The following is a 23,614-nucleotide window of genomic DNA, read 5'->3' as shown; positions in this document are numbered from 1 at the left end:
GGAGGTCAAGAGTCAGATACTCGTCGTGTTGCCAGGAGAGGTTCTGAACGCACCAGCCTCCGCGCCTCGAGCGCAGGAGCGGCGTCGCGCCGCTCTGGAGGAACCGCCAGTCACTCTCCGCAAGGTAGCCTGTTCTTGGTTCTCTTCGGCTAGACCAGCGCTACGGCGCCGGGAGAGCTGAGACAACCTCGAAACCGCCGTTTCTCCCGGCGCCGTAGCGCTGGTCTAGCCGGAGAACCGGTGAGGCTACCGTGCCCCATGAGCAGAAGGTGATGCGCTCGGGGCCTCTCTTGGCGACATGAACCCGCGATCGGCGAAGCGCGATCCTGCCGCGCGCGGGGACTTACCGCCGGCCGCTTCCATCGTGATTCACAGGCACGCTTCCATCGAGACATGACCGCGAAGATCGACGCGAACGTCCAAGCCCGAGCCCCCGTCGTTCTCCCCCTCGCGACGCCGCCCGCCGCCGTCGCGGGCGCCCGCGCCGGCAGCGGCGGCGTCGAGGAGCGCCGGCTCGCCCACGAGGAGCGCGTCGCCCGCTGGAAGGCGATCGCCGAGGCGGGCGGGATCGACGCGTGGGTGAGCGCGGAGCTGACCGCCCGCGGCGCCGTGGCGCTCGGCGATCCCAAGGCGATGTCGGACCGCGAGCGCGCCCAGTGGAAGGAGCGCAAGAAGGTCGAGGCCAGGGAGCGCCGCTCGCTGCGCCGCCTCGCGTGGGAGGCGTACCTCGCCACGCACATCAACCACCTCGGCGCGGGCGTGCACTTCCGGGATCGCGCCGGGCCGGACAGCTTCGATGTCCCGGGCCTGAGCGAGCGCGCGCGGTCGCGCGGCCTCCCCGACCTGCCGGGCGCGGGCGAGCTCGCGACCGCGCTCGGGCTGACGATCCCTCGGCTCCGCTGGCTCGCGTACCACCGTGAGGTCGACACGGGCACGCATTACCGGCGCTGGCACATCCCGAAGCGCGACGGCAGCGCGCGCACCATCTCGTCTCCGAAGCGGGATCTCATGCGCGCGCAGCGCTGGGCGCTCCGCAATCTGTTCGAGAAGCTCCCGGTCCACGCCGCCGCGCACGGCTTCCTGGCGAACCGCTCCATCGTCACGAACGCCACCGCGCATGCCGGCGCCGACACGATCGTCAAGGTGGATATCAAGGACTTCTTCCCGACGATCACGTGGCGTCGCGTGCGCGGTCTGCTCCGCAAGGCGGGCATGGCCGAGGGTCCGGCGACGCTCGTCGCGCTCCTCTCCACGGAGGCGCCGCGCGAGGTCGTGCAGTTCCGCGGGCAGACGCTCCACGTGGCCACCGGCCCGCGCGTGCTCCCGCAGGGCGCGCCCACCTCCCCCGCGATCACCAACGCCATCTGCCTGCGCCTCGATCGGCGCGTCTCCGGCCTCGCGCGCAAGCTGGGGTTTCGCTACACGCGGTACGCGGACGATCTCACGCTCTCCTTCCGCGCGCCCGATGCGTCCGATGCGTCCGGCCTCGCCGGCGCCGCGCGGCCGCGCGCGCCGGTCGGCGCGCTGCTCCGGGGGCTCCGGGAGATCCTGAGCTCGGAGGGCTTCCGGCTGCACCCGAGCAAGACCGTGGTGATGCGCAAGGGCAGCCGGCAGAAGGTGACGGGCCTCGTCGTCAACGGCGCGGGCGAGGCGGTCCCTGCGGCGCGCGTCCCGCGCGAGCGGGTGCGCGCGCTGCGCGCGGCGATCCGCAACCGGGAGCTCGGGAGGCCCGGAAAGGGCGAGACGCTCGCGCAGCTCAAGGGGCTCGCGGCGTTCGTGTACATGACGGATCCGGTCAGGGGGCGCGCGTTCCTCGGGCGCATCGAGGCGCTAGAGCGGAATCAGCCTGCGCCGGCCGGTGGAGAATCCGGGCGGTAGCCAAGGCAGGCAGCCTGCGAAGATCTCCACGCTGGCGGCAGCTCGCCCGGGGTCAGCGCGTGGCGCCCATCTCTACCTTGCTCCTTCATGCTGTGGATGTGCCGCGGCCGCGGGGCTGGCATAGCGGGTGGGGTCGCGGGCGCGAGGAGGCGAGTGCAGCGCGAGCGGAGCTCTGATTTCTCCTCATGCTCATCGGCGTGCAGACCGCCGAGCTGCCCTGCCCTGGAGCAGCGAGAGGGCTACTGTCGCTCCATCCTGAGCAGCGAGACGTCCCCCGTGTCCCTGCTGACCGCTGTCCCCCGCTGCCCGTTCGCCGTCAGCACCCAGTCAAAGATGCTGATTCCGCCGGCCGAGTCGACCGTGGTGAAGGTACCCGTGCCGTCCTCATCGAGCGTCCATGTGCCCGTGAAGGTGTCGGTGAAGTACGTACCATCGAGGCTACCCGACTCCGTGGCGGTCAGAGTCCCATTGCGGTGGAATACGATGACCCCGTTCGCCACGAAGTTGCCGAGCCCGACGAGCGAGCCGGCGGCGTCCCAGCCGTAGCTACCCTGAAAACGGCCGTCCCTGCGCTCGGACGCCGTAGCCTCCCCCGCATGAGCTATCCCGGCGCCATCTCGTTGCGCGTCGAGAAAGCACACGCCTGTCAGCAGACCAACAATCGCCAGTCTTCCCAACATCTTTTTCATGATGCACCTCTACTCTCAGCTGTCGCGGAGCGGGTATGTTCGAGCTGTATCGATGAGGGACCACAGGCTCCCTCGATCCAAGCGCTTGCATCTACACGCCTGCAACGCCCAGGTGGGTCATGACCCGAGGGACGCCGCAAGCATCGCACACCCAAGTCTTGGTATCCGCTCCATGTTACAGGCGACCTGACTCAGCCGTCAACCCGCCCGAGGGGGAAGCCGCGCCGGCCGCCTCCCGGATGTCGGAGCTCTGACAATTTCGCGCGACTGAACGCTCCCGGAGGACGGACGAGCGTCGAGGGACCGGGGCTCGTCTACGACTTCGGCATCGGGCTCAACTCCGGCGCGTTGCCGAGCTACAAGGATCTTCAAGAGCCGATGTGACGCGCTGAACCGACCTCGCGGGCTCAGCTCCTGTTCGAGAAGAGGCGGGTCCGTGGTCGCGTACCCACGATAGGCCCCCGGGGAGGGGGCCGCGCGTCTCGGCGAGACCTCCTGCGGAACCAGGCCTCACCTTGGACGATGCGTTACCAGACCACGCAACGAGCCCCTGCTGTAAAGCTGCTCCCTCCGTGAGGTGCCTGGACATCCGAAGTGCGGAATGGGTAGGATCGTCGGCTATGCAAAAGCCATCTGCTCGTTTCCTGGCGCTCCCGGCGGTCCTCCTCTTTGGCTCCCTGCTCTGCGGGTGCCCCAACCCGAACTCCTACGGAACGCCGCGGACCGTGGAGCCCGGCAAGGTCTCGCACTCGGTGTCGCTCGAGAGCTTCGGGTACATCGGCGAGATCGAGGAGGTCGCCGACGACCCGAGCACCGCCGAGATCGAGACGGCGAAGAGGACGACCAGCGGATTCCTCCCGACGCTGCCCTCGTACCAGCTCCGGGCCGGCTTGACGGACATGCTCGATATCGGCGCCCACGTCCATAACCTCAGCTCGTTCGGCGTCGATCTCAAGGTGAACCCGCTCCGCGGCGTCTTCGACCTCGCGGTCGCTCCCGGGCTCCAGTACTTCTACCTGTCGGCGAACGAGGCCTCCGTGCACATCGTCTACCTGCACGCGCCGCTCATGCTCGCCGTGAACCCCGCGGACTGGTTCTCGATCGTGGTGAGCCCAGGCGTCACCTACGGCCTCGCCTCGGGCGATCTCTCGGACGACGATGAGGCCGCGGCGAGCGCGGACGGCCTCCTCCTGCGCGGCAGCCTCGGCTTCCAGTTCCGGACGTCGGACAGGTTCGCGATCCACCCCGAGATCACGATGATGAAGAGCCTCGAGGGGCCGGGGCTCGTCTACAACTTCGGCATCGGGTTCAACTTCGGCGCGCTGCCGAGCTACAAGGATCTCCAAGAGCCGATGTGACACGCCGAGCCGACCTCGCGGGCTCAGCGCCTCGCGGTAGGGCTCCACCTTGGCCCCTTGCTCCGCCTCGCGCAGCCGGAGGAGCGGCTCGATCGCCTCGAGCGCCTCACCCTGCTGAGCGTCAACCGGGCGGCGGTTCGACGCGAGCGGCGAGGGAGGTCGCCATCACTCCCAGCCGGAGACGCCGTTCGTGTCGCGCAGGATGGCGTGGACGGCGTGCACCTCACCGCCGGACATCTTGATCATATGCATGTCCAGATGCCCGTCCGTCATGAAGTCGAACATGGTGAAACCCATGGCGATGCCGCGCACCTCGTCGGCCAGGAGGACGCGCGGGATGAAGGTGCCGCCCGACCCAGGATCGCCGGCGCTGCAGGAGGCTCCGGCGCTGCAAGAGAAGTTGCCGCCCCCGTTCTCCAGGCGCTTGCAGGCTCCCGTGACGTCGCAGACGCCGGAGGGGAACGCGCGGAAGTACTTGTCGACCCAGCTCGTCAGCTCTTCCCGGGTGGCCCGCTCGGCCTCCGGGACCTCGTCGTGCCAACCGATGTCGTCCGAGATGGCGATGATCGCGGCGGGATTTGACGCGACCGCGAAGGATGCCGTGTAGTCGCCCGGGCGGACGACGATCGTCTCGATCTCCGTCATCTCCGAACCTTCCACCTTGATGCGGAGGGCGACGGGAAGATCCACCCCGCCTTCCGGAATCACCGCCTGAGCGCCGGCGCTGCACGCCTCGGTATCCAGGGCACGCTGCGAATGCTTCACCTCGCCAGCGTCCATCCAGAAGTCCGTCGTGCCGATCTCCGCCTGCATGGCGTTCTCGGTGAACTTCACGCCTTCTGCCAGGGGTAGGCTGGAAGGATCCCCGACGGCGAGGGCGGCGAAGTAGTCGTCCAGGAGGCCATCCAGGAGCTCGCGCGTGCAGTCGCCACCCGGACCGCCGCCCGACCCCGGCGCTCCGCCGGTGCCCGCTCCGGGTCCACCGCCGCTGGAGGTGCCGCCGCTCGGCCCCGCCCCGCCGCTGCCGCCGCCCGATGAGGCGCTGCCGGTCTCTTGCGGCGTGCCGCCGGCGCCTCCCGTGGGGCTCTGGCCGCCCGAGCCCACCGCGCCGCCCGAGGCGCCACCACCTCCGGCGCCGTCCGTGGCGTCACCGTCTTGGCCAGGGCCGCAAGCGCCCAGCGTCAGGGCCAGGGCGACCCCGAGAGAGAGGAACGAGCTATGATTCATGTGCTACCTCTGCGCTGGATCAAAGCTCGCCGGTGAGCGTCGGCGGTGTCCAGTCGATGTGGTCCAGGTGGTTGGCCCGGTTGGGCAGGTCCGTGGCGAAATTGCCCGTCGCCGTGGCGGCTTTGCCCATCAGGAACTTGTCAACCATGGCGTTGAGGGATGGAGTGTACTGCTCGCGCCAGCTGCAGTGGCTCCCACCTGCGCCCGTGTAGGCCATGTGGTCTCCGACGCCGAGCGCCTCGAAGATCATCTTGCCGACGTTGGCGGTGACCCACGCCGAGTTCCGATCGAGCCCGTTGTACGTGGTGCTCGGGTTGTCCACGATGTAGAGGCCGCGTGGAGCGATGAGGCCCATCATCTCGTGCATGTCGACGGGAAGCTTGCTCGTGTTGTCGGCGCCAGCGCTATTGCCCGTGGTGAACTGACCGAGCCCCACCTCCGAAAGCCAGCGGACGTAGCTGATGCTATGATAGGGCCATTCGGAGCCGCTGTAGCTGTCGAGCACCTCGACGAGGCGCAGGCCGACCGTGCCCCCGAGACCCGACTCCACCGGGATGGTCAAGGCGATGCGGTTGTCGAGCGCGCCGGCGACGAAGGCGCCCTTGCCCCAGCGTGAGCAACCCGTCACACCCACCCGGTACGGATCGATGACGCCGGGGTTCTGCTCCAGGACGTCGAGGACGCGACTGATCTGCCAGGCCTGTGCCGTGAGGTAACCCGCGGGATGGTTCGAACCGTACACGCTGTAGAACGGCCCGTTCTTCGCGCCGCTGCCGCCCGTCGACTCGACCGCTGTGAAGGTGATCGTCGCGACGCCTCTCGGAACTGGCATGCCGCTCAGGCCGCCGTAGCCGATGATGGCCGGGGCCGGCGCCGTCGCCCCGTTCATGTTCACGGTGAGGTTGAACGAGGCGCTGCCGCCATCGTTGACCTGGACCGTGATCCTGCTGTCGCTCACGGTACCCGACACGGCTCCCTCTGCCGGGACGGGCTTGTCGCCGTAGATGAACTTGTAGGCTTGCTGGAGGATCTCTTCGCGCCGGCAGGCCCACGCGCTCTTGTCGGCGATGCGGGTGCCGTCCATCTTCTTGAAGGGGTCCGGCAGCTTCGCGTTCGCCGTGAGCGAAGCGACGCTCGGCATCGGTCCGACGGTGCACCCGGCTCCCGGGTTCTCCACCTGGCCCCACCCGCCGCTCACGGGGTTGTCGCCGCCGCCACTGCCGCCACTGCCGTCGGTACCACCGGTTCCCGGCGCTCCGCCCGTTCCGACCGGGCCCCCACCACCGGAGCTGGCTTCGCCCGTCGCCACGTCGCCGCCCGTCCCGGTCTGGGCACTGCTCGAAGAGGGCGCTCCACCGGTGACCGTCGGCGCCCCTCCGGTGCCGCTGCCGCCGGCGCCCCCCGTGCCGACTGCAGCGCTTCCTCCTGAACCGCTAGGATCCGGTCCGCCTTCTCCGGTGGCACAGGCGGCGAGCGCCCAGGGCAGCGCCGCGAACAAGGCCAGAGAGATCGTGGGACGTGCAGTGCGTAGACGCATGTTGAGCGCTCCTCGTGAGGGGGTCGTGAAGCAGGATCCCGCCAGGGTCGGGCGATGGGACGGCGGACGATGGCTCGACCTCGTGAGTGCCGACGAGGTTATTCCCCACTTTGCCGGTCGTCTTCAAGTCGATTTTGTTCTATTTCGTTGTGTCCGCGCGCTGCGCGCACCGCTCAGGTGAACTTTTCTCGGCTCTTGCGAAATCTCGACTCTTGCGGAAAAGCGGACGATCGCTGCGCTCGAACGGCGGGTCGAGCAGCGCTGGAGTTGCTCACCGACACGATGTTCCACGCCTGGCATCAAGTGCGCGATGGCACCATGACCAACGCGCCTCTCCGGCGTCGTCCGTTTCCAGGGCCGCTCCCTTCCGGTCGAGCTTGGCAAACGTGCCACCACGCAGGGCGAGAGCGGCGCATGCTTCGATGGCAGTGCCCGCCGCCCGCGCACTGGAACGACCTTCGGACCCACCGTGGTTTCAGGAGTCGCAGAGGGGTGCCTCCGTGGCGCCGCCATGGCGGATGGCGGACGGCCTGCGACCAGGAGGGGTCCCGCACCCCGGCGAGCGCTCTCTTTTTCGGTCCGGAGGGCTCCGGACCCCCCTTGTGGCACAACATGGGGTGTTTCCAGGGGGTAGATGGCACAAAAATGCCGGTTCCGAAGCGCTTTTTGGCACAAAATAGCCCTCGCGGACGCTCCGTAGAACGTTCTCGAGGGGTCCGGACCCCGGTGTGTCGCAATGCATTGCGTTTGTGCCAGTGCCGGACCCCCCTCACTTGGCACACATGGAGGCCGAGACGGCACAGGTTCCGCGCGAGGCGCCGGGATCGCCTCAGCGACCGCGCTCGCGCGTCCGCTTCAACGCCGCCTTGAGGACGTGCTCCGCGATGAGGTAGCCGAACCCCTCCCCGTCGATCCGCCGGAGCAGCTGGTCGCGGGCGATCTTGAGCGCCGCCGCGGTGGCGTCGAGGTTCCAGCCGTGCGCGGCGAGCTGCTGGAGGAGCCGCGCGCGCCGCACCTGCCCCGCCGAGAGCCGGTAGGTCTTCGCGTACTCCAGCGTGCCGTCGTCGCGCACGATCGCCTCGCCGATGTGGTTGTCGAGCGCCGGATCGAGCTCGGTCATGAACCGCTGCAGCGAGAACGGCCCCGCCCTGTACACGCGCTCCGCCGCGATCGGCCGGCCGAGGAGGCCCGCGGCCGTGTCCACGTGCAGCGCGCCGGACTCGGCCCGCGCCCGGCCGAGCGCGGTCCGCAGATCGTCGAGCGAGCCTACCTGCGCCGCGTCGAAGCTGTGCGTGAAGGCCTGGCTGTCGCCGTTGTGGCGGGCCGCGTAGAGCAGCGTCTGCTCGTACGAGTCCTCGATCAGCGTGCGGTGCAGCGCGCGGTAGTCGTCGGGGTGCGACACGACGAACACCGACGCGAGCAGCTCGCCGACGAAGAGCAGGAGGCCGCACTGGCCCTCGTGGATCTCGAAGACGCGCAGCGCGTCCTCCAGGCTCGGGATCGCCCGGCCGGAGAGCGACATCTCCACGCGCGGGTCGACGCCGTGGGAGATCGCCCGCCGCGAGTACTCGGACCAGGCGATCTCGGGCGCGTTGAAGTGCAGGGCGAGGAATCCCTCCATCGCGAGGTGCTGCGGCAAGAAGCGCAGTCGGTTCCGCTCGGCCGGGTCCTCGCCGCGCGTCTCGCGCCGGGCCATGCGGTGGAGCAGGTTGACGCCGCGCCACCGCTTGGCGAGCGGGATGCTGTCGGTCGGCGCCCCGAGCGCAGCGCCGTAGGACGCGACGGGCGAGCCGTCGTCGGTCCACCCGACGACGAGCGCGTGCGGCACGTAGGTCGAGCCATAGATCGCGCCGTCGCTGAGATCGACGATCGCCAGGGTGTCGTCGTACCCGTGGCGGGCGATGCGCAGGTCGTCGCGCGGCGCGGCCCGGAGGAGCGGGACGAGGCGCACGCCCGCGAAGACCTGGGCGTGCGTGGCCGAGAGGCCCCGGAGCGCGAGCGACTGGATCAGGGCCGGCGCCTTGGCCATCAGGGCGCCTCGGGCGCCGCGGCGGGCGCCTCCACCGGCGCCGCGGCGGGCCGGGCGTGGCGCGAGAGCAGGTCCGCCGCGCGCTGCGCGAGGTAGCGCTCGAGCTCCGCGAGCGGCGCCGTCCCCTCGGCGAACCGGGCGAAGCCGAGGACCGTCGGCAGGTCCTCGGCGTCGCGCAGGCCGACCGTCGGGATCGACGGGCCGAGCGCGCGGGGCGCGTAGCGCTCGCTGTCGAACACGGGGTTGATGTGGACGATCGACGTGCGCTGCCCCGGGTCGAGCCGCGCCCGGAAGCACCGCGCGACCTCGGCGGCGGCGCCGGGCGGGTCGTTCTCGAAGCCGTCCGAGACGAGGAGCACGACGTCGGGGCGGAAGGCGAGCGCGTCGAGCAGCGGCGTCGCGAGATCGGTCTGGCCGCGCGCGTCGACGAGGATCTCGTCGGGCGTGGGCGCGGTCCAGAAGGCGCGGTACTCGCGGGCGGCGGCGCGGAGCAGGTAGCTCACGCCGAGCGCGACGGCGAGCGGGCGGCGGCGCTTCTCGCTCGATCCGGACGCCGAGTAGCTCCGGTCGAGCACGGCGGCGACGCGCCCGAGCGCGGCGGGGCTCCGGCGGAGCGCGCGGGCGGCGGCGCGGTCGAGCGCGGCGTGGAGCTCGTCGCGGCGGTCGCGCCGCGCCTTCTCGGGCAGGGAGAGCGCATAGAGGGCGAGGCGGGTGAGCGGGGCGCGGCCGAGGTCGATGGCGAGGTCGACGTCCTCGCGCCCGGCGGTGCGCTGCAGCCGCAGGCGCTCGCCCTCGGTCATGCGCGGCGCGGCGCGGCGCAGGAGCTCGTCGCGCGAGACGCCGCGGGCGGCGGCGAGCCCCTCGGCGACGGTCAGCGGCAGGTCGAAGATGGCCTCCTTCGCGTAACGGGCCTGCCGCGCGCGCTCGAGGAGCGGCGTCTCGAACGGCGCGCGCCTTCCGGGCTCGAACAGGAAGGGCCCGATCTCGCCGGGGAGCCGGAGGTGGGCGTGCGTCGCGAGCGCGCGGACGTGGGCGCGGTACTTGACGGCGTCGAAGGCCGGCTCGGGCCGGCCGGCGAGGTAGTCGCGGATGACGGCGCGCGCGCGGCGGTTGTTCACGCGCCGCTCCCGGAGCTCGCGGAGCGCCCGGAGCGCGCGCTGCGGCGGGAGCTCCCGGAGCGCCGCCGCGATGAGCAGCCCCTCCTCGCGCCGATCGGCGGCGGGCGTCTCGGCGCCGGTCGCGAGGAGGTTCACGGCGATGCGCGCCTGGTTGAAGTGGTTGATGCCGGCGGCGAGCGTGCGCGCGTAGAGGCGGCGGTAGTTGCCGAGGATGTACTCGTGGAGGAACTCGACGGAGACGACCTGCCCGCCCGAGGAGCCGTAGAACTCGGCCTGCCCGGTGCACGCGAAGCACGCGTTGATGAACATGACAAGGTCCTCGCGCTCGACGCGCTCGGTATGGAAGCGTGCAGGGGGCGCGGGAGACGCGGGAGGCATACGAAGCGCCGCCCGGGGAATGGTGGGGCGATCAACCTACAACAGTTACCAGACTGGGCTCGGAAATCGCCCCGGAGTCCCACGGGCGGCGAGCGCACGATACCCCGGGAGGGGCGCATCGGGGAACGGGTTGAGCAGGTTGGCTTCACCGGCGCGCTGGGCAGCGCCGGGCGCGGCGGCGGCGGCGGCGGCGCCGCGGTGCGGGCGCTGCGCCGCCGCATCGCACAGGTCCAGGCGAAGGCGTGGGGGCTCCGGCGTCGCCGGCGCGGGTCCACGCCGGCCTACTCCGGCCAGACCTCGATCCAGACGAACAGCACCTGTCCGGCGGCCTGATCGCGGACGGCCACCGGATAGACGGTGCGCGCCCGGAGCGCCTCGACGAGGTGAGCGTGATGGATGGCGAACCTCCCGATGAAGTCGTCGTTGATCAGGTCCCTGTCGATGAGCTCACCGCTCACGTGGACATCCGGCGCGAGCGGCACGCGGCGCCAGGTCGGCGGGCCTGTCCAGCCGGGCGTGCAGGTGTCGCGCTGCCCCGGGCGATCGAGCGCGCGCCGCCCGAGCGACCGGCCGCCCACGAACAGCTCCGCCGAGCCGAAGGGCTCCGGCGGCTCGGTGCCCGCCCCCGCCGCCTCCGCGGCGACCCCGGCCACGCCGGCGGCCGCCGCGGCCGGGTGCGCCGTGCTGAGCAGGTCACCGATGGCGGTGAGGGCCCCCGCCGGGACCGCGACCATGCCGTCCCACTGGCGCCCGTCCGCCTTGGCCGGGCTGATGACGGCGCCGTCGATGGAGATGCGAACATGGGCCGGCAGCGGCGCTGCCGCCGGCTTGCACGCCGCGCAGCCGAGGGCGAGCCCGCACAGCGAGGCCGCACCGAGAAGACGTGACGCCATGCCTCGAGAGCGTATCCCGGCGCCCGCGGCGCACCAACGCGGAAAAGCGCGCGCGGGTGACGCGGCGCGGGCTCGCCGTGGGAGATGGATGGTCCCCGTCTCTCACCTCCCCTTGTCTGTACCCTCTCGCCTCCCCGCCTCCCCGCCTCCCTGTACATTCTCTCTTTCTCTGTCTCCAGCCCAACGAGCCGCTGCTGCCGGCGGCCCTGCGCGCCGCGGCAGACCGGCAATCGTTGGCCGAAATCAGGGATCCGGTTGCGGTCCGTCGTCGAGGACCGACAGGTCGAGATCGCGGAGCTGCTCGGGGTCGCCCACGACGTCGATCCGGGCGATCTTCCCCTGCGCGAGCGTGAAGCGGAGCACCCGGAAGAGCCGCCCGTGCGGGGCCACGACGACGCCCACCGTGCCGTCCACGAGGGCAGGGCGGGCCAACTTGGCGCCGCGCGCGCCGGAGATCGCCTGCTTGGCCCAGGCGCGCGCGCCGCGGACCTCGTTCCCGGCCGGGGGCGCGGCCGTGGCGTCGGCGCGGATCACGACGTCCGGATCGAGGATCGCCACGAGCGCGTCGAAGTCGCCGCCGCGCATGGCCGCGAGGAAGGCGTCGACGACCTCGCGCTGGCGGCCGACGTCGGCGTCCGGAGACGGGGGCGCTCCCTGCACGCGGCGGCGGGCGCGGCTCGCGAGCTGCCTCGCCGCGGCCGGGGAGCGGCCCACGATGGAGGCGATCTCCTCGAAGGGTACCGCGAACAGGTCGTGCAGCACGAACGCGAGCCGCTCGGCGGGGGTCAGCGTCTCGAGCACCACGAGCAGCGCGACGCCGACGGAGTCGGCCAGCTCCGCCTCCCGCTCGGGGTCGGTCCCGGCCTCGCGGTCCGCGGCGGGGTCGGACGCGGCCATCGGCTCCTCGCGCCGCGCCTTGCGCGCGCGCAGCATGTCGAGGCACACCCGCGCCACGACCGTCGTCAGCCACCCGCCCAGGTTCTCGACGCCGCTCGTGTCGGCGCGGCTCAGGTGGAGCCAGGACTCCTGCACCGCGTCCTCCGCCTCGCCGAGGGAGCCGAGCATCCGGTACGCCACCGCCCGCAGGTGGGCCCGGTGGGCCTCGAACCGCTCCGCCAGCCAACGATTTTCATCCATCGGTCACACTCCCTCGTCGCGCTTCGTCATGGCTGTGACGCGCGAACCCTAGCCGATGTGACGACGCGAACGGACGTTCAGCGCCCCGTCGCGGTCGGCGAGCACACCCGAACCCCTCGAGAGGATCACGATCATGCTGAAAGCACGGATGAAGAACCCCGCGATGCTCATCCCCGACGTCATGCAGCCCATCCACGCCCTGGTCGGCGCGGTGAAGAAGAGCGGCGTGCCGGCGCGGACGCTCGAGCTCGTCCACCTGCGGACGAGCCAGATCAACGGGTGCAGCCCCTGCGTCGACATGGGCGCGCGCGAGCTCAAGAAGGCGGGCGAGACCGACGAGCGCATGTTCGCCGTGGCGGCCTGGCGCGAGGCGCCCTATTTCACCGACGCGGAGCGCGCCGCGCTGGCGCTCGCCGAGGCCGCGACGAGGCTCAGCGATCGCGCGGATCCGGTGCCCGACGACGTCTGGGAGGAGGCCGCGAGGCATTACGACGAGCCGGCGCTCGCGGCGCTGATCCTGCACATCGCGCTGGTCAACTGCTTCAATCGCGTCAACGTCACCACGAGGCAGGTCGCCGGCTCGATGAAGTGGGAGGCGCGCGCGGACACCCCCTGAGGAGGCGTCGATACGCCGAACGTACGACTGGCTTGCGCGCCCATACGCCGGAGGCCATGGTCGGCTCTGGCAGGTCAGCGGAACCACTGAACCGCTGGCCGGGAGGCCGCCTCTCCAAACGGATGGAAAACTTCCAACTCATTGGCAAGGCGCCACGCGCCCCCACCGGGGTTGCTACGGTGCCGCCGGACCCGGCGACATGGACCGGCTGTTCGGCCGCGAAGCGCGGACGTTCGATCCGTGGCTGGAGCGCCCCCCGAAGGTCTTCGCCGAGCCACTCACAACGGGCTGCGACGAGCGCGTAGCCGTCGACACGCAACACGAGGAACAGAACCATGACCTTCACTCTTCCCGAGCTCCCCTACTCCAGAGACGCACTGGTTCCCCACATCTCGGCCGAAACGCTCGATTTCCACCACGGCAAGCACCACAACGCATACGTCACGAAGCTGAACGAGCTCGTGGCGGCGGACGCGGCGCTCGCGGGCAAGAGCCTCGAGGATCTCGTCCGCACGACGTCCGGCGCGGTCTTCAACCAGGCAGCGCAGGTGTGGAATCACACGTTCTACTGGCACAGCATGAAGCCGCAGGGCGGCGGTGAGCCTCCCGCCGCGCTCCGTGCGGCGATCGAGGAGGCGTTCGGAAGCGTGTCGTCGTTCAAGGAGAAGTTCAGCACCGCGGCCGTCGGTCAGTTCGGCTCGGGCTGGGCATGGCTTGTGAAGAATAGCTCCGGCAAGCTGGAAATCGTGCAGACGGGCAACGCCGGGTGCCCGCTCACGGAGGGCAAGACGCCGCTGCTCACGTGCGACGTGTGGGAGCACGCGTATTACATCGACTACCGCAATGCCCGGGCGAAGTACGTCGAGGCCTGGTGGAACCTGGTGAACTGGGACCACGCCGCCTCGAAGCTGTGACCCACGCGCTCCCGCGAAGGCGGCGTCGAGCTCGAGCGCCCGCCCCCATGGCCAGCCCTCAGGCCCCGAAGGCGATGGCCGGCACGCCCGCAACCAACGACGAGAATCACTCCAAGCTGTTGGAATTCGATCCAGAAGCCGATCGCGCGCTCGTGTAGGGTGCTCTTCCCACGCCTTCGACGGCGCGGCGAAGGCGAGTCCCCATGAGCCACGAAAGGGAGCGGCAGATGATCCTCGTGACCGGAGCGACAGGGAACGTTGGCGGCGCGGTGCTCGAGCAGCTCGTCGAGGCGGGCCAGAAGGTCCGCGCGCTCGTGCGCGACCCGGCCAGGCTGGGCGAGCGCGGCAGCCTTGTCGAGGTCGTGAAGGGCGATCTCGCGAAGCCCGAGACGCTCGACGCCGCGTTCGCGGGCGTGGACAGGGCGTTCGTGGTCTGCGCGGTCGGCGACCTCCCGGCGCTCGCCGGCAACGCGGCCGCCGCGGCGAAGAGGGCGGGCGTCCGGCACATCGTGCTGCTGTCGTCGGCGAGCGCCGTGGACGAGCACGACTACGCGATCGCCCGCTGGCACCGCGAGGCCGAGGCGAAGGTCAAGGCGTCCGGGCTCGCCTGGACGATGCTGCAGCCGGGGGCCTTCGCGACGAACGCGCTCATGTGGGTCGGCTCGATCAAGGCGCAGGGCGCCGTGTACACGGCCACGGGCGACGGCAAGTCGGCGCCGATCGACCAGCGCGACATCGCGGCGGTCGCCGTGAAGGCGCTGACGTCGCCGGGGCACGAGGGCGAGTCGTACGTGCTCACCGGGCCGGAGGCGCTGAGCACGGCGGAGCAGGTGGCGAAGATCAGCGCAGCGATCGGGAGGCCGCTCAGGTTCGTCGACGTGACCGAGGAGGCCTTGCGCGAGGGAATGGAGAAGGCGGGCCTCCCCGAGGTGTTCATCCGCGCCATCGTCGAGATCCAGGCGCTGGTCAAGGCCGGGCACGGCGAGCGGCCCATCCCGACAGTCGAGCAGCTCCTCGGGCGCAAGGCGCGGACGTTCGATGCGTGGCTGGAGCGCTACGGGAGAGCGTTCCAGTAGAGCGCAGCGGCGGCGGCGCAGCTGGCCCGGTGAGGACGGCGGACCGAGCAGCCGCGGATACAGGGACATTTGTTGCGAGTGCAGGTCCCCGAGCTGGACAACTCAATGACTTCATTTGCTATCGTCGGGGCGATATGACGACCCGCTCCCGGACAATCCTCGGCTGGACGCCCACCGTCCTGCTGGCCCTTTTCATGATCTTCGGCTCCGGTCTGGCGAAATTCTTCATCCAGGATGGCACCCCCACCGCCGACTTCCTGAAAGCGCTCGGCGCCTGGGACCATCGCTACCTGATCGGCGCGCTCGAGATCATCGCCGCCGTTCTCCTTCTTGTTCCCCGCACCGCCACGCTCGGCTTCGTGATGATGGTCGGCGTGCTCGGCGGCGCGACGGCCACAGGCCTCACGCATGACGTCGAAGGCAACTGGCCGTGGTTCCCGTTCGTCCTCATCCTCGTGATGACGATCGGCGCGTACTTCCGCACGCCGGAGCTCCTCGCCCGCGCGCGGGATCCGAGGTCCGTCCCGGACCCGGGCAAGGCCGGAAAGATCGTCTCGTGGATCTTGACCGTCCTCATGTCCCTCGCCACCTTGGCGAGCGGCATCCTCCAGCTCATGCCTCCCTCGAACAAGGAAGGCGCGGCGTTCATCGAACGGCTGGGCATCACGGACATCGCCGTGCCGCTCGGCATCACGAAGATCTGCCTCGCGATCCTCTTCCTCATCCCGCGCTCTTCCGCGATCGCCCTCGTGCTCATGGTCGGCTACTTCTCCGGCGCTCTGGCCACGAACATGACCCGCGGCTTCACGCTTCCGGAATACCTGCCGCTGATCATCGTGCTCGTCTTGCTCGGGATCACCGGCTGGATCCGCAACCCCGAACTTCGGCAGCGCCTGCTCGGGGCGACGAGGGTCGCGACCTCCGAGCCCTGCCACGGGGCGAGGGACCCGCGGGACGCGTGACGCGGCGCGGACGACTCGGGCGCCGCCCTCGGCACCCTGGGCGTCTTCTGCGGCTTCCTCTGAGCCATCGGCAAGGTCCTGAGAACCGTCGGCATCGTGGCATCCGGCGTGGCGCTCGTCGCCGCGGCGGTGCTCGACGCGCCTGTCCCTCGTGGGACGCTCCCGCCCGTGGGCTGGCGCCACATCGGCCTGCCGCTCTGCCTGTACGTGTTCTCGCCGTGCTGGATCGAGGAGGGTCGGGCCCGCGAGCGGCGTGCTCGTTCGTGGGCTGCCGGACCCGGACTGGCCGCCCGGCCCGCGCGACGACGCGGCGAGATCGGCGTGCGGACCGCGGACGCTCGACGCGCCGCGGCGGCCAGAGCGCGACGCAGCCGCCGAAGCCTCCGATACGGTTGCAGCGCACCATATTTTGCGGCAAGACGACGCCGGGAAATCTTTCCTCCGACGAAACGAAGACACACGAGATCATGCAAATTCCGAGCAGCCTCACGTCGCTGGTCGACGAAGGGCTCATCGACGAGGTTGTGCGGCCGCTGATGAGCGGAAAGGAAGCGGTGGTCTTCCTCGTCCGGTCGGGCGGCGAGCTGCGCGTCGCGAAGGTCTACAAGGAAGCGCAGAACCGCAGCTTCAAGAACCGCGCGGCGTACACCGAGGGCCGCAAGGTGCGCAACAGCCGCGACCAGCGCGCGATGGACAAACGCTCGCGCCACGGCCGGGCTCAGGACGAAGCCGCCTGGCGCTCGACCGAGGTCGACATGATCTACCGCCTGCGCAGCGCAGGCGTCCGCGTGCCGACGCCGTACCAGGCGATCGACGGCGTGTTCGTGATGGAGCTGGTCGCCGACGCCGACGGCAGCCCCGCGCCTCGCCTCGCCGAGACGAGCCTCGACCGAGATCAGGCCATGTGGGTCTACCATCGCCTGATCGGCGAGGTCGTGCGGATGTTGTGCGCCGGCGTCGTGCACGGCGATCTGTCGGACTTCAACGTGCTCATGAGCGCCGACGGTCCGGTGATCATCGACTTCCCCCAATCGGTGGACGCCGCGAGTAACCAGAACGCCAGGAAGCTCCTGCTCCGTGACGTCGACAATCTCCATCGCTTCGTCACGCGCTTCGTGCCCGAGCAACGGCGAGCCGCCTATGGCGAGGAGATGTGGGAGCTCTACGCCAGCAGCGCGCTCACCCCTGAGACCCGATTGACCGGCCGCCATCGGGTCTCCGAGCGGAGGGTGGACACCCGCGCCGTGCTCGACCTCATCGGCGACGCGAACTACGACGAGCGCAAGCGCCGCGAGCGTCAGGGCATCAGCATGCGGGGAGCGCCGAAGGCCGCCCAATCGCCCGCGCCCGCCGCCGAGGCGCCCACGACCGAGGGGCGAACGACCGATCCGCGGGACCGACCGCGACAGGCGGAGAGGCCGGCTGCGCATGCCGGGAACGGGGGCGGGCCAAGGCCGCAGCAACACGGACCAGGGCAAAGGCCGCAAAACGCCGGGCCTGACCGGAGGCAGCAGTACGCGGGCAACGCGCCTGCCCAGAGGCCACCGCAGCACCCATCAGGACAACCGCCGGTGCAGTACGAGGCGAGGCAGCGACCCCAGCAGCATGGGCCAGACCAAAGGCCGGCCCAGCATGCGACGGCGCAACGGCCCGCGCAGCACCAGACCGCGCAAAGGCCGCAGCACCACGAGGCGCCGCACAGGCCGCAGCACCACGAGGCGTCGCAAAGGCCGCAGCACCACGAGGCGTCGCACAGGCCGCAGCACCACGAGGCGTCGCACAGGCCGCAGCACCACGAGGCGTCGCATAGGCCGCAGCACCACGAGGCGACGCACAGGCCGCAGCATCACGAGGCGCCGCACAGGCCGCAGCACCACGAGGCGCCGCAAAGGCCGCAGCACCACGAGGCGCCGCACAGGCCGCAGCATCACGAGGCGTCGCAAAGGCCGCAGCACCACGAGGCGCCGCAAAGGCCGCAGCACCACGAGGCGCCGCAAAGGCCGCAGCACCACGAGGCGCCGCAAGGGCCGCCGCAGCAAGGGGAGCCTGATGCGGCGTCGCGGCCACGCCGCCGTGTCGTCATCTCGGTGAGCACCAATGATCGGCGTTCGAGCACGCGCCGGAACCCCTGATAGGCCCCGCGTGGGGTCGCCCGCGGCGGGTCCGCGCGTCACCGCGTCTGAGGTGGATTCGGCCTGCCCGGCGTCGGCCCGCGCCTCCTCGGCACGGCCGCCCTCCCCTCCCTCGGTCGCCTCTCTCCCGCGGCCCTCGCCGAGCGCACCCAGATCGCGCTCTTCGACGCGACCCGGCTCGCCGCCGCCTTCGAGCTCGGCCGCCGCTACCACGCCGCCCGCGCCCGCCGGGGCGCGCTCCTCACCGACGCCGCCCGCGTGGCGCGGTACTTCGGCCCGAGGCTCGCGTCCCTCGTGCACGAGGAGCTCTGGATCGCGGCGCTCGACAGCCACGGCCGCCTCCGCGAGACACGCCTGCTCGCCCGCGGTACCGACGACGCCCTCTACGTCGGCCGCTCCACCGTCCTGCGCACGGCGCTGGACATGGCCGCCGTCAGCTTCGTCCTGGCCCATAACCACCCCAGCGGCGACCCGACGCCAACCCGCGAGGACGAAGCGATGACCCTGGAGCTGCGCCACCTCTCCGCCGAGCTGCACGTCCCGCTCACGGCCCACGTCATCGTCACCCCCAGCGGCCGCTACGCCGCCGTCCACGAGTAGCCCATCGCGGGCGCAGCGCCCCTGCGGTCTGCGCATCCTGCCCCCAGCGCACCGCCCCGGCCGAGAGCTCCGCATGCCTCCGGCGCGGCACGAGCTCTGAAGCACGTGGCGCCACAGCGCGTCCGACCCAGGGCACCGCGCCGCGGTCGACCCGCACCCACGCCCCGCCTCAGGCGACCGCACGCCGAGCGCGTCGACCTGGGGAAGAAGATGCGGGTCTACCGGCGCGACGGCATGGGGCACGTGGGGCTGCTCAGCCCTTTGCCGCGGACGGTGGAGGTGTACCGACTCGAGGGCGGCGGTGGGGGCTGCTCGAGACCTTCGTGGCCCTCCGGAGCGTCCCACATGCGCGCGGGAGCGTCCGACAGGGTCTCCGACACGCGCGACACGGCGTTCCGGAGCATCCGGCATGCCTTACCAGAACCATGCGTCTTCACGCGATCGCACGCGGATCCTGTTTCGTGCTAAAAGAGACTTCCCCGACCCTCCGAGCAACCAAGGACGAAACATGGCAACTCGACAGATTGTGGTTGATGTGCCCGAGAAGGTGCTCCTTGCGGAGAAGATGGACGAAGCTGAGTTCGCACGAGAGCTCCGCACCCTCGCCGCGGTCAAGCTGTACGAGCTGGGGCGGCTCTCGTCCGGCCGCGCTGCGGAGCTCGCCGGCATGGCGCGGGTCGAATTCCTGTTGAATCTGGGCCGCTACAAGGTTTTCCCTCTCGACGCCGAGCTCCGCTCGCTCGAGGCCGCCGTTGGCTGAGGCGATCAGCAACACCTCGCCCCTGCTCTACCTTCACCGCATCGGCGCCATGGACTGGCTCGCCGAGATTTTCAAAGACGTCTGGGTCCCCAGCGCTGTGGATCTTGAGTTGAAGGAGGGGCGACGGAAGGGGTACGAAGTCCCCACGCTGAGCAACTATGGATGGCTGAAGATCGTGGATCCTCAATCCATGCCATCGGAATGGCTCGCGCTCGACCTGGGAGCAGGAGAGCTTGCAGCCATGGCCCTGGCTCTGGAAAATCCATCCCGTGTGATTCTTCTCGACGATGCGCTGGCAAGGCGCACGGCTCAAGCGGCAGGGCTGGTCGTCTGGGGAACGCTCAAGATCTTGCTGGAGGCAAAATCTCGAGGGATCACGCAAAGCGTCGGGCCGTGGGTCGACAAGCTCGCAGATGCGGGCATGTGGCTGTCTGGCGAGATCCGCCAGAGAATCCTGTCCCTGGCTGGGGAACGGGATGAGCTGCCGCCTTGATGAATCCTCGATCGCCGAAGCGCTGACGATCTCAAGCGCACCGCGCTGGACATGGCCGCCCAGAGCTTCGTCCTCGCCCATAACCACCCGAGCGGCGACCCGAAGCCGACCCGCGGCCACGCCGGTCAACGCCGGCCATCGAGGTCGAGTTGAACGAGGCCACCGCCTACTACGCTCGTCGGGCTCGATATCCACTGGGGCAACATCGTCATGCGCAGCACAAGGGCATGTAGGCGTAGCGCGGGCGCACCGCGGAGCGCTCCGGGGTGAACCGGTCGGGATCGAAGATCGCCGGCTGCTCCCAGAGCGACGGTTCGCGGTGGGTCACGAACGGGCTCAGGAGGAGGACGGAGCCGGCCTTGACGGCGTAGCCGCCGATCACGTCGTCGGTGTTGACGATCCGGGGCATGATCCGGCTCGGCGGGTACAGGCGCATTTCCTCCTCGAGCACCCGCTTCGTGTACGTGAGCCGGGCGAGATCCTCGAAGTTCGGCCGGCGGCCGCCGAGCACCTCGTCGACCTGCCTCGAGATCGGTCGATCGCGCTCAGGGAGATCCCTCATCGGGATCGACATCGGGAGCATAACAGTCCGCGAAACCGTCTCTGCTCGTCTTGCACACCTCGTCCAGGAAGCACCAGTAATAGGACACACCGGACGTCGTGTCGCAGTACCGGACCCCATGCACCCCATCCTCGACGACGCACGCGTGCTCACCGAGCTCGGAGCAGTCGGTGGCCACAGTGTCCGGCTGGAACCAGCACCTCGGTCGAGCCCCGGGGCCGTCCTGGCACGCGAACGGGCGCGCGGCTTCCTCGCTCGCATCGCTATACTCGCCGTACGGCGGCACGAACCCCGGGATCCCGGTCCCCGTCGCCTTCACGCTGCACACGGCTCCCGCCACCAGCGTGTCGAGGCGGCACTGGGACGCAGCATGGCCCTCCTTCGTCACCGCGGCCTCGGTCGTGTCCGGTGTGTCGAATTGCGGGTAGACGAGCTCCCTGGGAGCCTGCAGCACGGCCTGCTCCTCGTAGAACCGCCCCGTCTGCAGGCTGGCGAGCAGGATCCGGCCGCAGAGCTGCTGGCTCGCCATGTCGCTGTAGGCCGTCGTGCAACGCTCGCGCGCGGAAGGGTCGAGCCCGGCCAACGCCGCGGCGTTGGCCTCGGTCTCATTCGCCCACAGCCGCGGCAAGCAATCCTTGGTGGCAAAGTAGTCGGCCTGTTCCTCGGCGGAGACCGACGTGCCCAGCGCGCCGGTGCTGTTCCCGCCGCGGGAGGTCTTGAACGGGAACCCGCCGATGAAGTGCCCCATCTCGTGGCACATCGTGAGCGCGAACACCTCCGTCGTCATGCTCGAGACCGTGAGATATCCCTTGCTCACCTCAACTGTCCAGTCCTCCCCGGGCTTGAGCAGCACGTGGGCGCTGACCGCATCGCTGTCCCAGTCGATTCTCCACGAGATCTTGTGGGTACCTGCCGGATTCGCGGCCGCGGCGTGGTCCTGGTAGAGCGCGACCACGCGCTCGAGGATCGCCTCCGCCTCCTCGCGCGTCGGCGGGCGCTCCCCCGAAAGCGGCGCGCCATCGACAGTGCCTCCGATGGTGGCGGCGGAATTGCCGTCCGTCCGATCGGTGGAGACGTCGTCCACCTCTCCCATGCACGCCGAAAGGAGAACTGACGAAGCAAGAATAGTGTAAAGTTTCATATTGAACTCCGTCGGATTGTATCGCTGAGCAAAACCGGACCGAGCCAGGCGGCCGACGTTGGGTGCAGCGCCGGGCGCGCCGAGGAGCCCTACGGACATAGGGCGACGAGGAGCAACGACGCGATGCGACCGACATCGGCTGCCTGGCGGCGAGAGCTTCTGTTCTGTGCTCTTGATGCCGTCACGGGATCGATCCTTCAAATTAGTTTGTTGCGGCCTGCCCCGCCCGCCCGCTGATCGCCGCATGCCACATGATGGTGGTGCGGCGAGAACGCGGCAGCCACTTCGGCTTCGCGAACAACGACGTCGACGTCTGCGTCCACCCGGACTTCTACTCGACCGACGCTCGGCCGCGTCCCGTGCCAGCAGCCGGTGCGGGCTCCGGGCTCGCACAGCGGCGGTCACGCAGGTCCTGCCGAGAGGCGCGCAGCGCCGCGTCGCCGTGGGGAGCCGCACACGCCGCTTCTGGGCCTGTGCCCTGCGGCGCTGTGATATGAGGTGGCCCATGACGTCCGTCGATGTCGATACCCTCATGGCAGAGCTCGCCCACCTGCGCGAGGAGAACGCGGCGCTCACCCGCGAGCGGGACGAGCTGCGCCGCGAGCGGGACGAGCTGCGCAAGGCGATCCTGGGAATCCCGGCTGCGGTCGGGCTGATGATCGGTCCAGATCACGTGTTCAAGATCGTGAACGACGCGTGGCGCGGCTTGAATCCCTCTCTCGAGCCGATCGGCAAGCCCTTGATCGACGCCTTCCCGGCGCCCCTCGGCGCGCGTATCGCCGCGATGCTCGATCCCGTCTTCGCGACCGGTGAGCCCCTGATCGCCGCGAACGTGCCTTTCACGTGGCCGGGCGCCGAAGAGACGTCCTTCATCACGTTTCATTACTCCGCCCTGCGCCAGGACAGCGGCGAGATCTTCGGGATCGTCTTCCACGGCCTGGACGTCACCGCGCAGATGCGAGCGCAGCGCGAGGTGCAGTCGCTGAACAGCAGGCTGCGCACCTTCCTCGCCCTGGCCGAGAACGCGCCGGACAGCATCGTGGTCACCGAGCGCGGCCAGATCACGTACGCGAATCCGGCGTTCTTCCGCATGTACGGGTACGGCGCCGAGGTCGTGGGGACTCCCCTGCTCGACCTGGTCGAGGCCGAGGGTCGGGCGCTCCTCGACGCGCACCTGCAGGAGGGCGCGTCCCCAGGCGCAGCCCGGGCCATCGTCACCTGCCGCCGCCACGACGGGAGCACCTTCCCGGGCGAGGTCTCCACGTTCCGCATCCGCGACGAGGGCGGGCAGATCGACGCCGAGGGCGCCATCGTCCGCGATCTCACCGAGCAGCGGCGCGCGGAGCAGGAGCGGCAACGGCTCCAGGAGGATCTCATCGCGGCGCAACAGCGGGCGATCCGCGAGCTCTCCACGCCGCTCATCCCGCTCGCCGAGCGGCTGGTCGTGATGCCGCTCGTGGGCACCATCGACAGCGTCCGGTCCGAGCAGATCCTGGAGACACTCCTCCAGGGCATCACGGCGCACAAGGCGGCGGTGGCCATCCTCGACACCACGGGCGTGCGGAGCATGGATGAGCAGGTCGCGAGCTCCCTCCTCAGGACCGCCGGCGCGGCGCGCCTGCTCGGCACGGAGGTCATCCTCACCGGGATCTCGCCCGAGGTCGCGCGCGCCCTCGTGGAGATCGGGGCCGACCTGAGCGGCGTGGCCACGCGCGGGACGCTCGAGGCCGGGGTGGCCTACGCCCTCGGCCGCCGGCGCAGAGCGAGGGGCAGGCGCTGAAGCCCCGCAGGCGGGCCCGCGGCGCTCGCCGCCGGAGAGCCAGCACGGACCGAGGAGAGCGGTATCGCCGACGTGCTCCGCGATGTCGAAGAGGTTGGCCGTTCCCCGACGCACGCACTCGTAGTCGACGCGATTCCTGAGCGTTTTCTCTGGATCCAGGGTGCGTTGCTCTGGTTATTTGAGTCGATTCTCTGGATCTAGCTCTGAATTGTCTCGTTGCGAGCGACGAAACTCTGGATCGAGCCTGCATTCACCTGGAAATCTGAGAATATTCTCTAGATTTCGTCGATGTTTGTCTCGTTTGTCGGCCAGGATGTCTCGATCCCCTGGTCCC

General features: G+C 70.1%; 19 protein-coding genes and 2 pseudogenes. 12 read left to right on the top strand and 9 right to left on the bottom strand.

Translation table 11 applies throughout. The features are described from left to right. Nucleotides 1-393 precede the first annotated feature (393 nt). Nucleotides 394-1,878 (top strand): reverse transcriptase domain-containing protein, encoded by a 1,485-nt coding sequence (locus WME75_RS09865; protein ID WP_437488978.1) that lies wholly within the window; start codon nt 394-396, stop codon nt 1,876-1,878. Between the two features lie 239 nt (nt 1,879-2,117). Here WME75_RS09865 and WME75_RS09860 read toward each other — a convergent pair whose 3' ends face one another. Beyond that, complete coding sequence (locus WME75_RS09860) at nt 2,118-2,567, bottom strand: hypothetical protein (protein WP_437488976.1); 450 nt, start codon at nt 2,565-2,567, stop codon at nt 2,118-2,120. Nucleotides 2,568-3,187: 620 nt separating this feature from the next. Between WME75_RS09860 and WME75_RS09855 the strand changes: the two genes are divergently transcribed. Then, nucleotides 3,188-3,925 (top strand): hypothetical protein, encoded by a 738-nt coding sequence (locus WME75_RS09855; RefSeq protein WP_437488973.1) that lies wholly within the window; start codon nt 3,188-3,190, stop codon nt 3,923-3,925. A gap of 165 nt (nt 3,926-4,090) precedes the next feature. Here the strand turns inward: WME75_RS09855 and WME75_RS09850 are convergent, their stop codons facing one another. The 6 genes from WME75_RS09850 to WME75_RS09825 all read right to left on the bottom strand — a co-directional run bounded on the left by WME75_RS09850 (nt 4,091) and on the right by WME75_RS09825 (nt 12,244). After that, nucleotides 4,091-5,152, bottom strand: a complete 1,062-nt coding sequence (locus WME75_RS09850; protein ID WP_437488970.1) for a hypothetical protein — start codon at nt 5,150-5,152, stop codon at nt 4,091-4,093. A 19-nt stretch (nt 5,153-5,171) separates the two neighbouring features. Continuing rightward, nucleotides 5,172-6,293, bottom strand: coding sequence for a glucuronyl esterase domain-containing protein (locus WME75_RS09845; RefSeq protein WP_437488967.1), 1,122 nt, complete (start codon nt 6,291-6,293; stop codon nt 5,172-5,174). A 1,225-nt stretch (nt 6,294-7,518) separates the two neighbouring features. Next, on the bottom strand, nt 7,519-8,718 hold the full coding sequence (locus tag WME75_RS09840) for an ARPP-2 domain-containing protein (RefSeq protein WP_437488964.1): 1,200 nt from the start codon (nt 8,716-8,718) through the stop codon (nt 7,519-7,521). Further along, a complete protein-coding gene (locus tag WME75_RS09835; RefSeq protein ID WP_437488961.1) occupies nt 8,718-10,214 on the bottom strand; it encodes a hypothetical protein in 1,497 nt (498 codons plus the stop codon). Before WME75_RS09835 ends, WME75_RS09840 begins: the two co-directional genes overlap by 1 nt. Before the next feature lie 281 nt (nt 10,215-10,495). Next, complete coding sequence (locus tag WME75_RS09830) at nt 10,496-11,107, bottom strand: hypothetical protein (RefSeq protein WP_437488958.1); 612 nt, start codon at nt 11,105-11,107, stop codon at nt 10,496-10,498. A 243-nt stretch (nt 11,108-11,350) separates the two neighbouring features. After that, nucleotides 11,351-12,244 carry a sigma-70 family RNA polymerase sigma factor gene (locus tag WME75_RS09825; RefSeq protein ID WP_437488956.1) on the bottom strand — a complete coding sequence of 298 codons (894 nt, stop codon included), beginning with the start codon at nt 12,242-12,244 and terminating at the stop codon, nt 11,351-11,353. A 136-nt stretch (nt 12,245-12,380) separates the two neighbouring features. On the opposite strand from WME75_RS09825, the gene WME75_RS09820 reads away from it, so the two are divergent. The 9 genes and pseudogenes from WME75_RS09820 to WME75_RS09780 all read left to right on the top strand — a co-directional run. After that, complete coding sequence (locus WME75_RS09820) at nt 12,381-12,860, top strand: carboxymuconolactone decarboxylase family protein (RefSeq protein ID WP_437494781.1); 480 nt, start codon at nt 12,381-12,383, stop codon at nt 12,858-12,860. Between the two features lie 335 nt (nt 12,861-13,195). After that, complete coding sequence (locus tag WME75_RS09815; RefSeq protein ID WP_437488953.1) at nt 13,196-13,774, top strand: superoxide dismutase; 579 nt, start codon at nt 13,196-13,198, stop codon at nt 13,772-13,774. 203 nt (nt 13,775-13,977) lie between these two features. After that, nucleotides 13,978-14,850, top strand: a complete 873-nt coding sequence (locus WME75_RS09810; RefSeq protein WP_437488951.1) for an SDR family oxidoreductase — start codon at nt 13,978-13,980, stop codon at nt 14,848-14,850. 134 nt (nt 14,851-14,984) lie between these two features. Further along, complete coding sequence (locus WME75_RS09805) at nt 14,985-15,812, top strand: DoxX family protein (RefSeq protein WP_437488948.1); 828 nt, start codon at nt 14,985-14,987, stop codon at nt 15,810-15,812. Nucleotides 15,813-16,279: 467 nt separating this feature from the next. Next, nucleotides 16,280-17,944 carry a PA4780 family RIO1-like protein kinase gene (locus tag WME75_RS09800; protein WP_437488945.1) on the top strand — a complete coding sequence of 555 codons (1,665 nt, stop codon included), beginning with the start codon at nt 16,280-16,282 and terminating at the stop codon, nt 17,942-17,944. A gap of 60 nt (nt 17,945-18,004) precedes the next feature. Beyond that, nucleotides 18,005-18,544: pseudogene (locus WME75_RS09795) on the top strand (JAB domain-containing protein); the annotation flags it as partial. 508 nt (nt 18,545-19,052) lie between these two features. After that, the gene (locus WME75_RS09790) at nt 19,053-19,304 is read left to right on the top strand and encodes a UPF0175 family protein (RefSeq protein WP_437488942.1); all 252 of its coding nucleotides are present in this window, start codon (nt 19,053-19,055) and stop codon (nt 19,302-19,304) included. Further along, nucleotides 19,297-19,797: a DUF3368 domain-containing protein gene (locus WME75_RS09785; protein ID WP_437488940.1), complete on the top strand. Its 501-nt coding sequence runs from the start codon at nt 19,297-19,299 to the stop codon at nt 19,795-19,797. The genes WME75_RS09790 and WME75_RS09785 overlap by 8 nt, the downstream gene beginning before the upstream one ends. Nucleotides 19,798-19,833: 36 nt before the next feature. Continuing rightward, a pseudogene (locus WME75_RS09780) lies at nt 19,834-19,908 on the top strand (JAB domain-containing protein); the annotation flags it as partial. 97 nt (nt 19,909-20,005) lie between these two features. Here WME75_RS09780 and WME75_RS09775 read toward each other — a convergent pair. After that, nucleotides 20,006-20,359: a cytochrome P450 gene (locus WME75_RS09775; RefSeq protein ID WP_437488938.1), complete on the bottom strand. Its 354-nt coding sequence runs from the start codon at nt 20,357-20,359 to the stop codon at nt 20,006-20,008. Beyond that, nucleotides 20,343-21,500 (bottom strand): hypothetical protein, encoded by a 1,158-nt coding sequence (locus WME75_RS09770; protein WP_437488935.1) that lies wholly within the window; start codon nt 21,498-21,500, stop codon nt 20,343-20,345. The genes WME75_RS09775 and WME75_RS09770 overlap by 17 nt, the downstream gene beginning before the upstream one ends. A gap of 505 nt (nt 21,501-22,005) precedes the next feature. On the opposite strand from WME75_RS09770, the gene WME75_RS09765 reads away from it, so the two are divergent. Then, the gene (locus WME75_RS09765) at nt 22,006-23,280 is read left to right on the top strand and encodes a PAS domain-containing protein (protein ID WP_437488932.1); all 1,275 of its coding nucleotides are present in this window, start codon (nt 22,006-22,008) and stop codon (nt 23,278-23,280) included. Nucleotides 23,281-23,614 lie beyond the last annotated feature (334 nt).

It is taken from the genome of Sorangium sp. So ce1014, assembly GCF_051521505.1.
Classification (GTDB): Bacteria; Myxococcota_A; Polyangia; order Polyangiales; family Polyangiaceae; genus Sorangium.
This window is presented reverse-complemented; position numbering and strand designations above follow the sequence as displayed.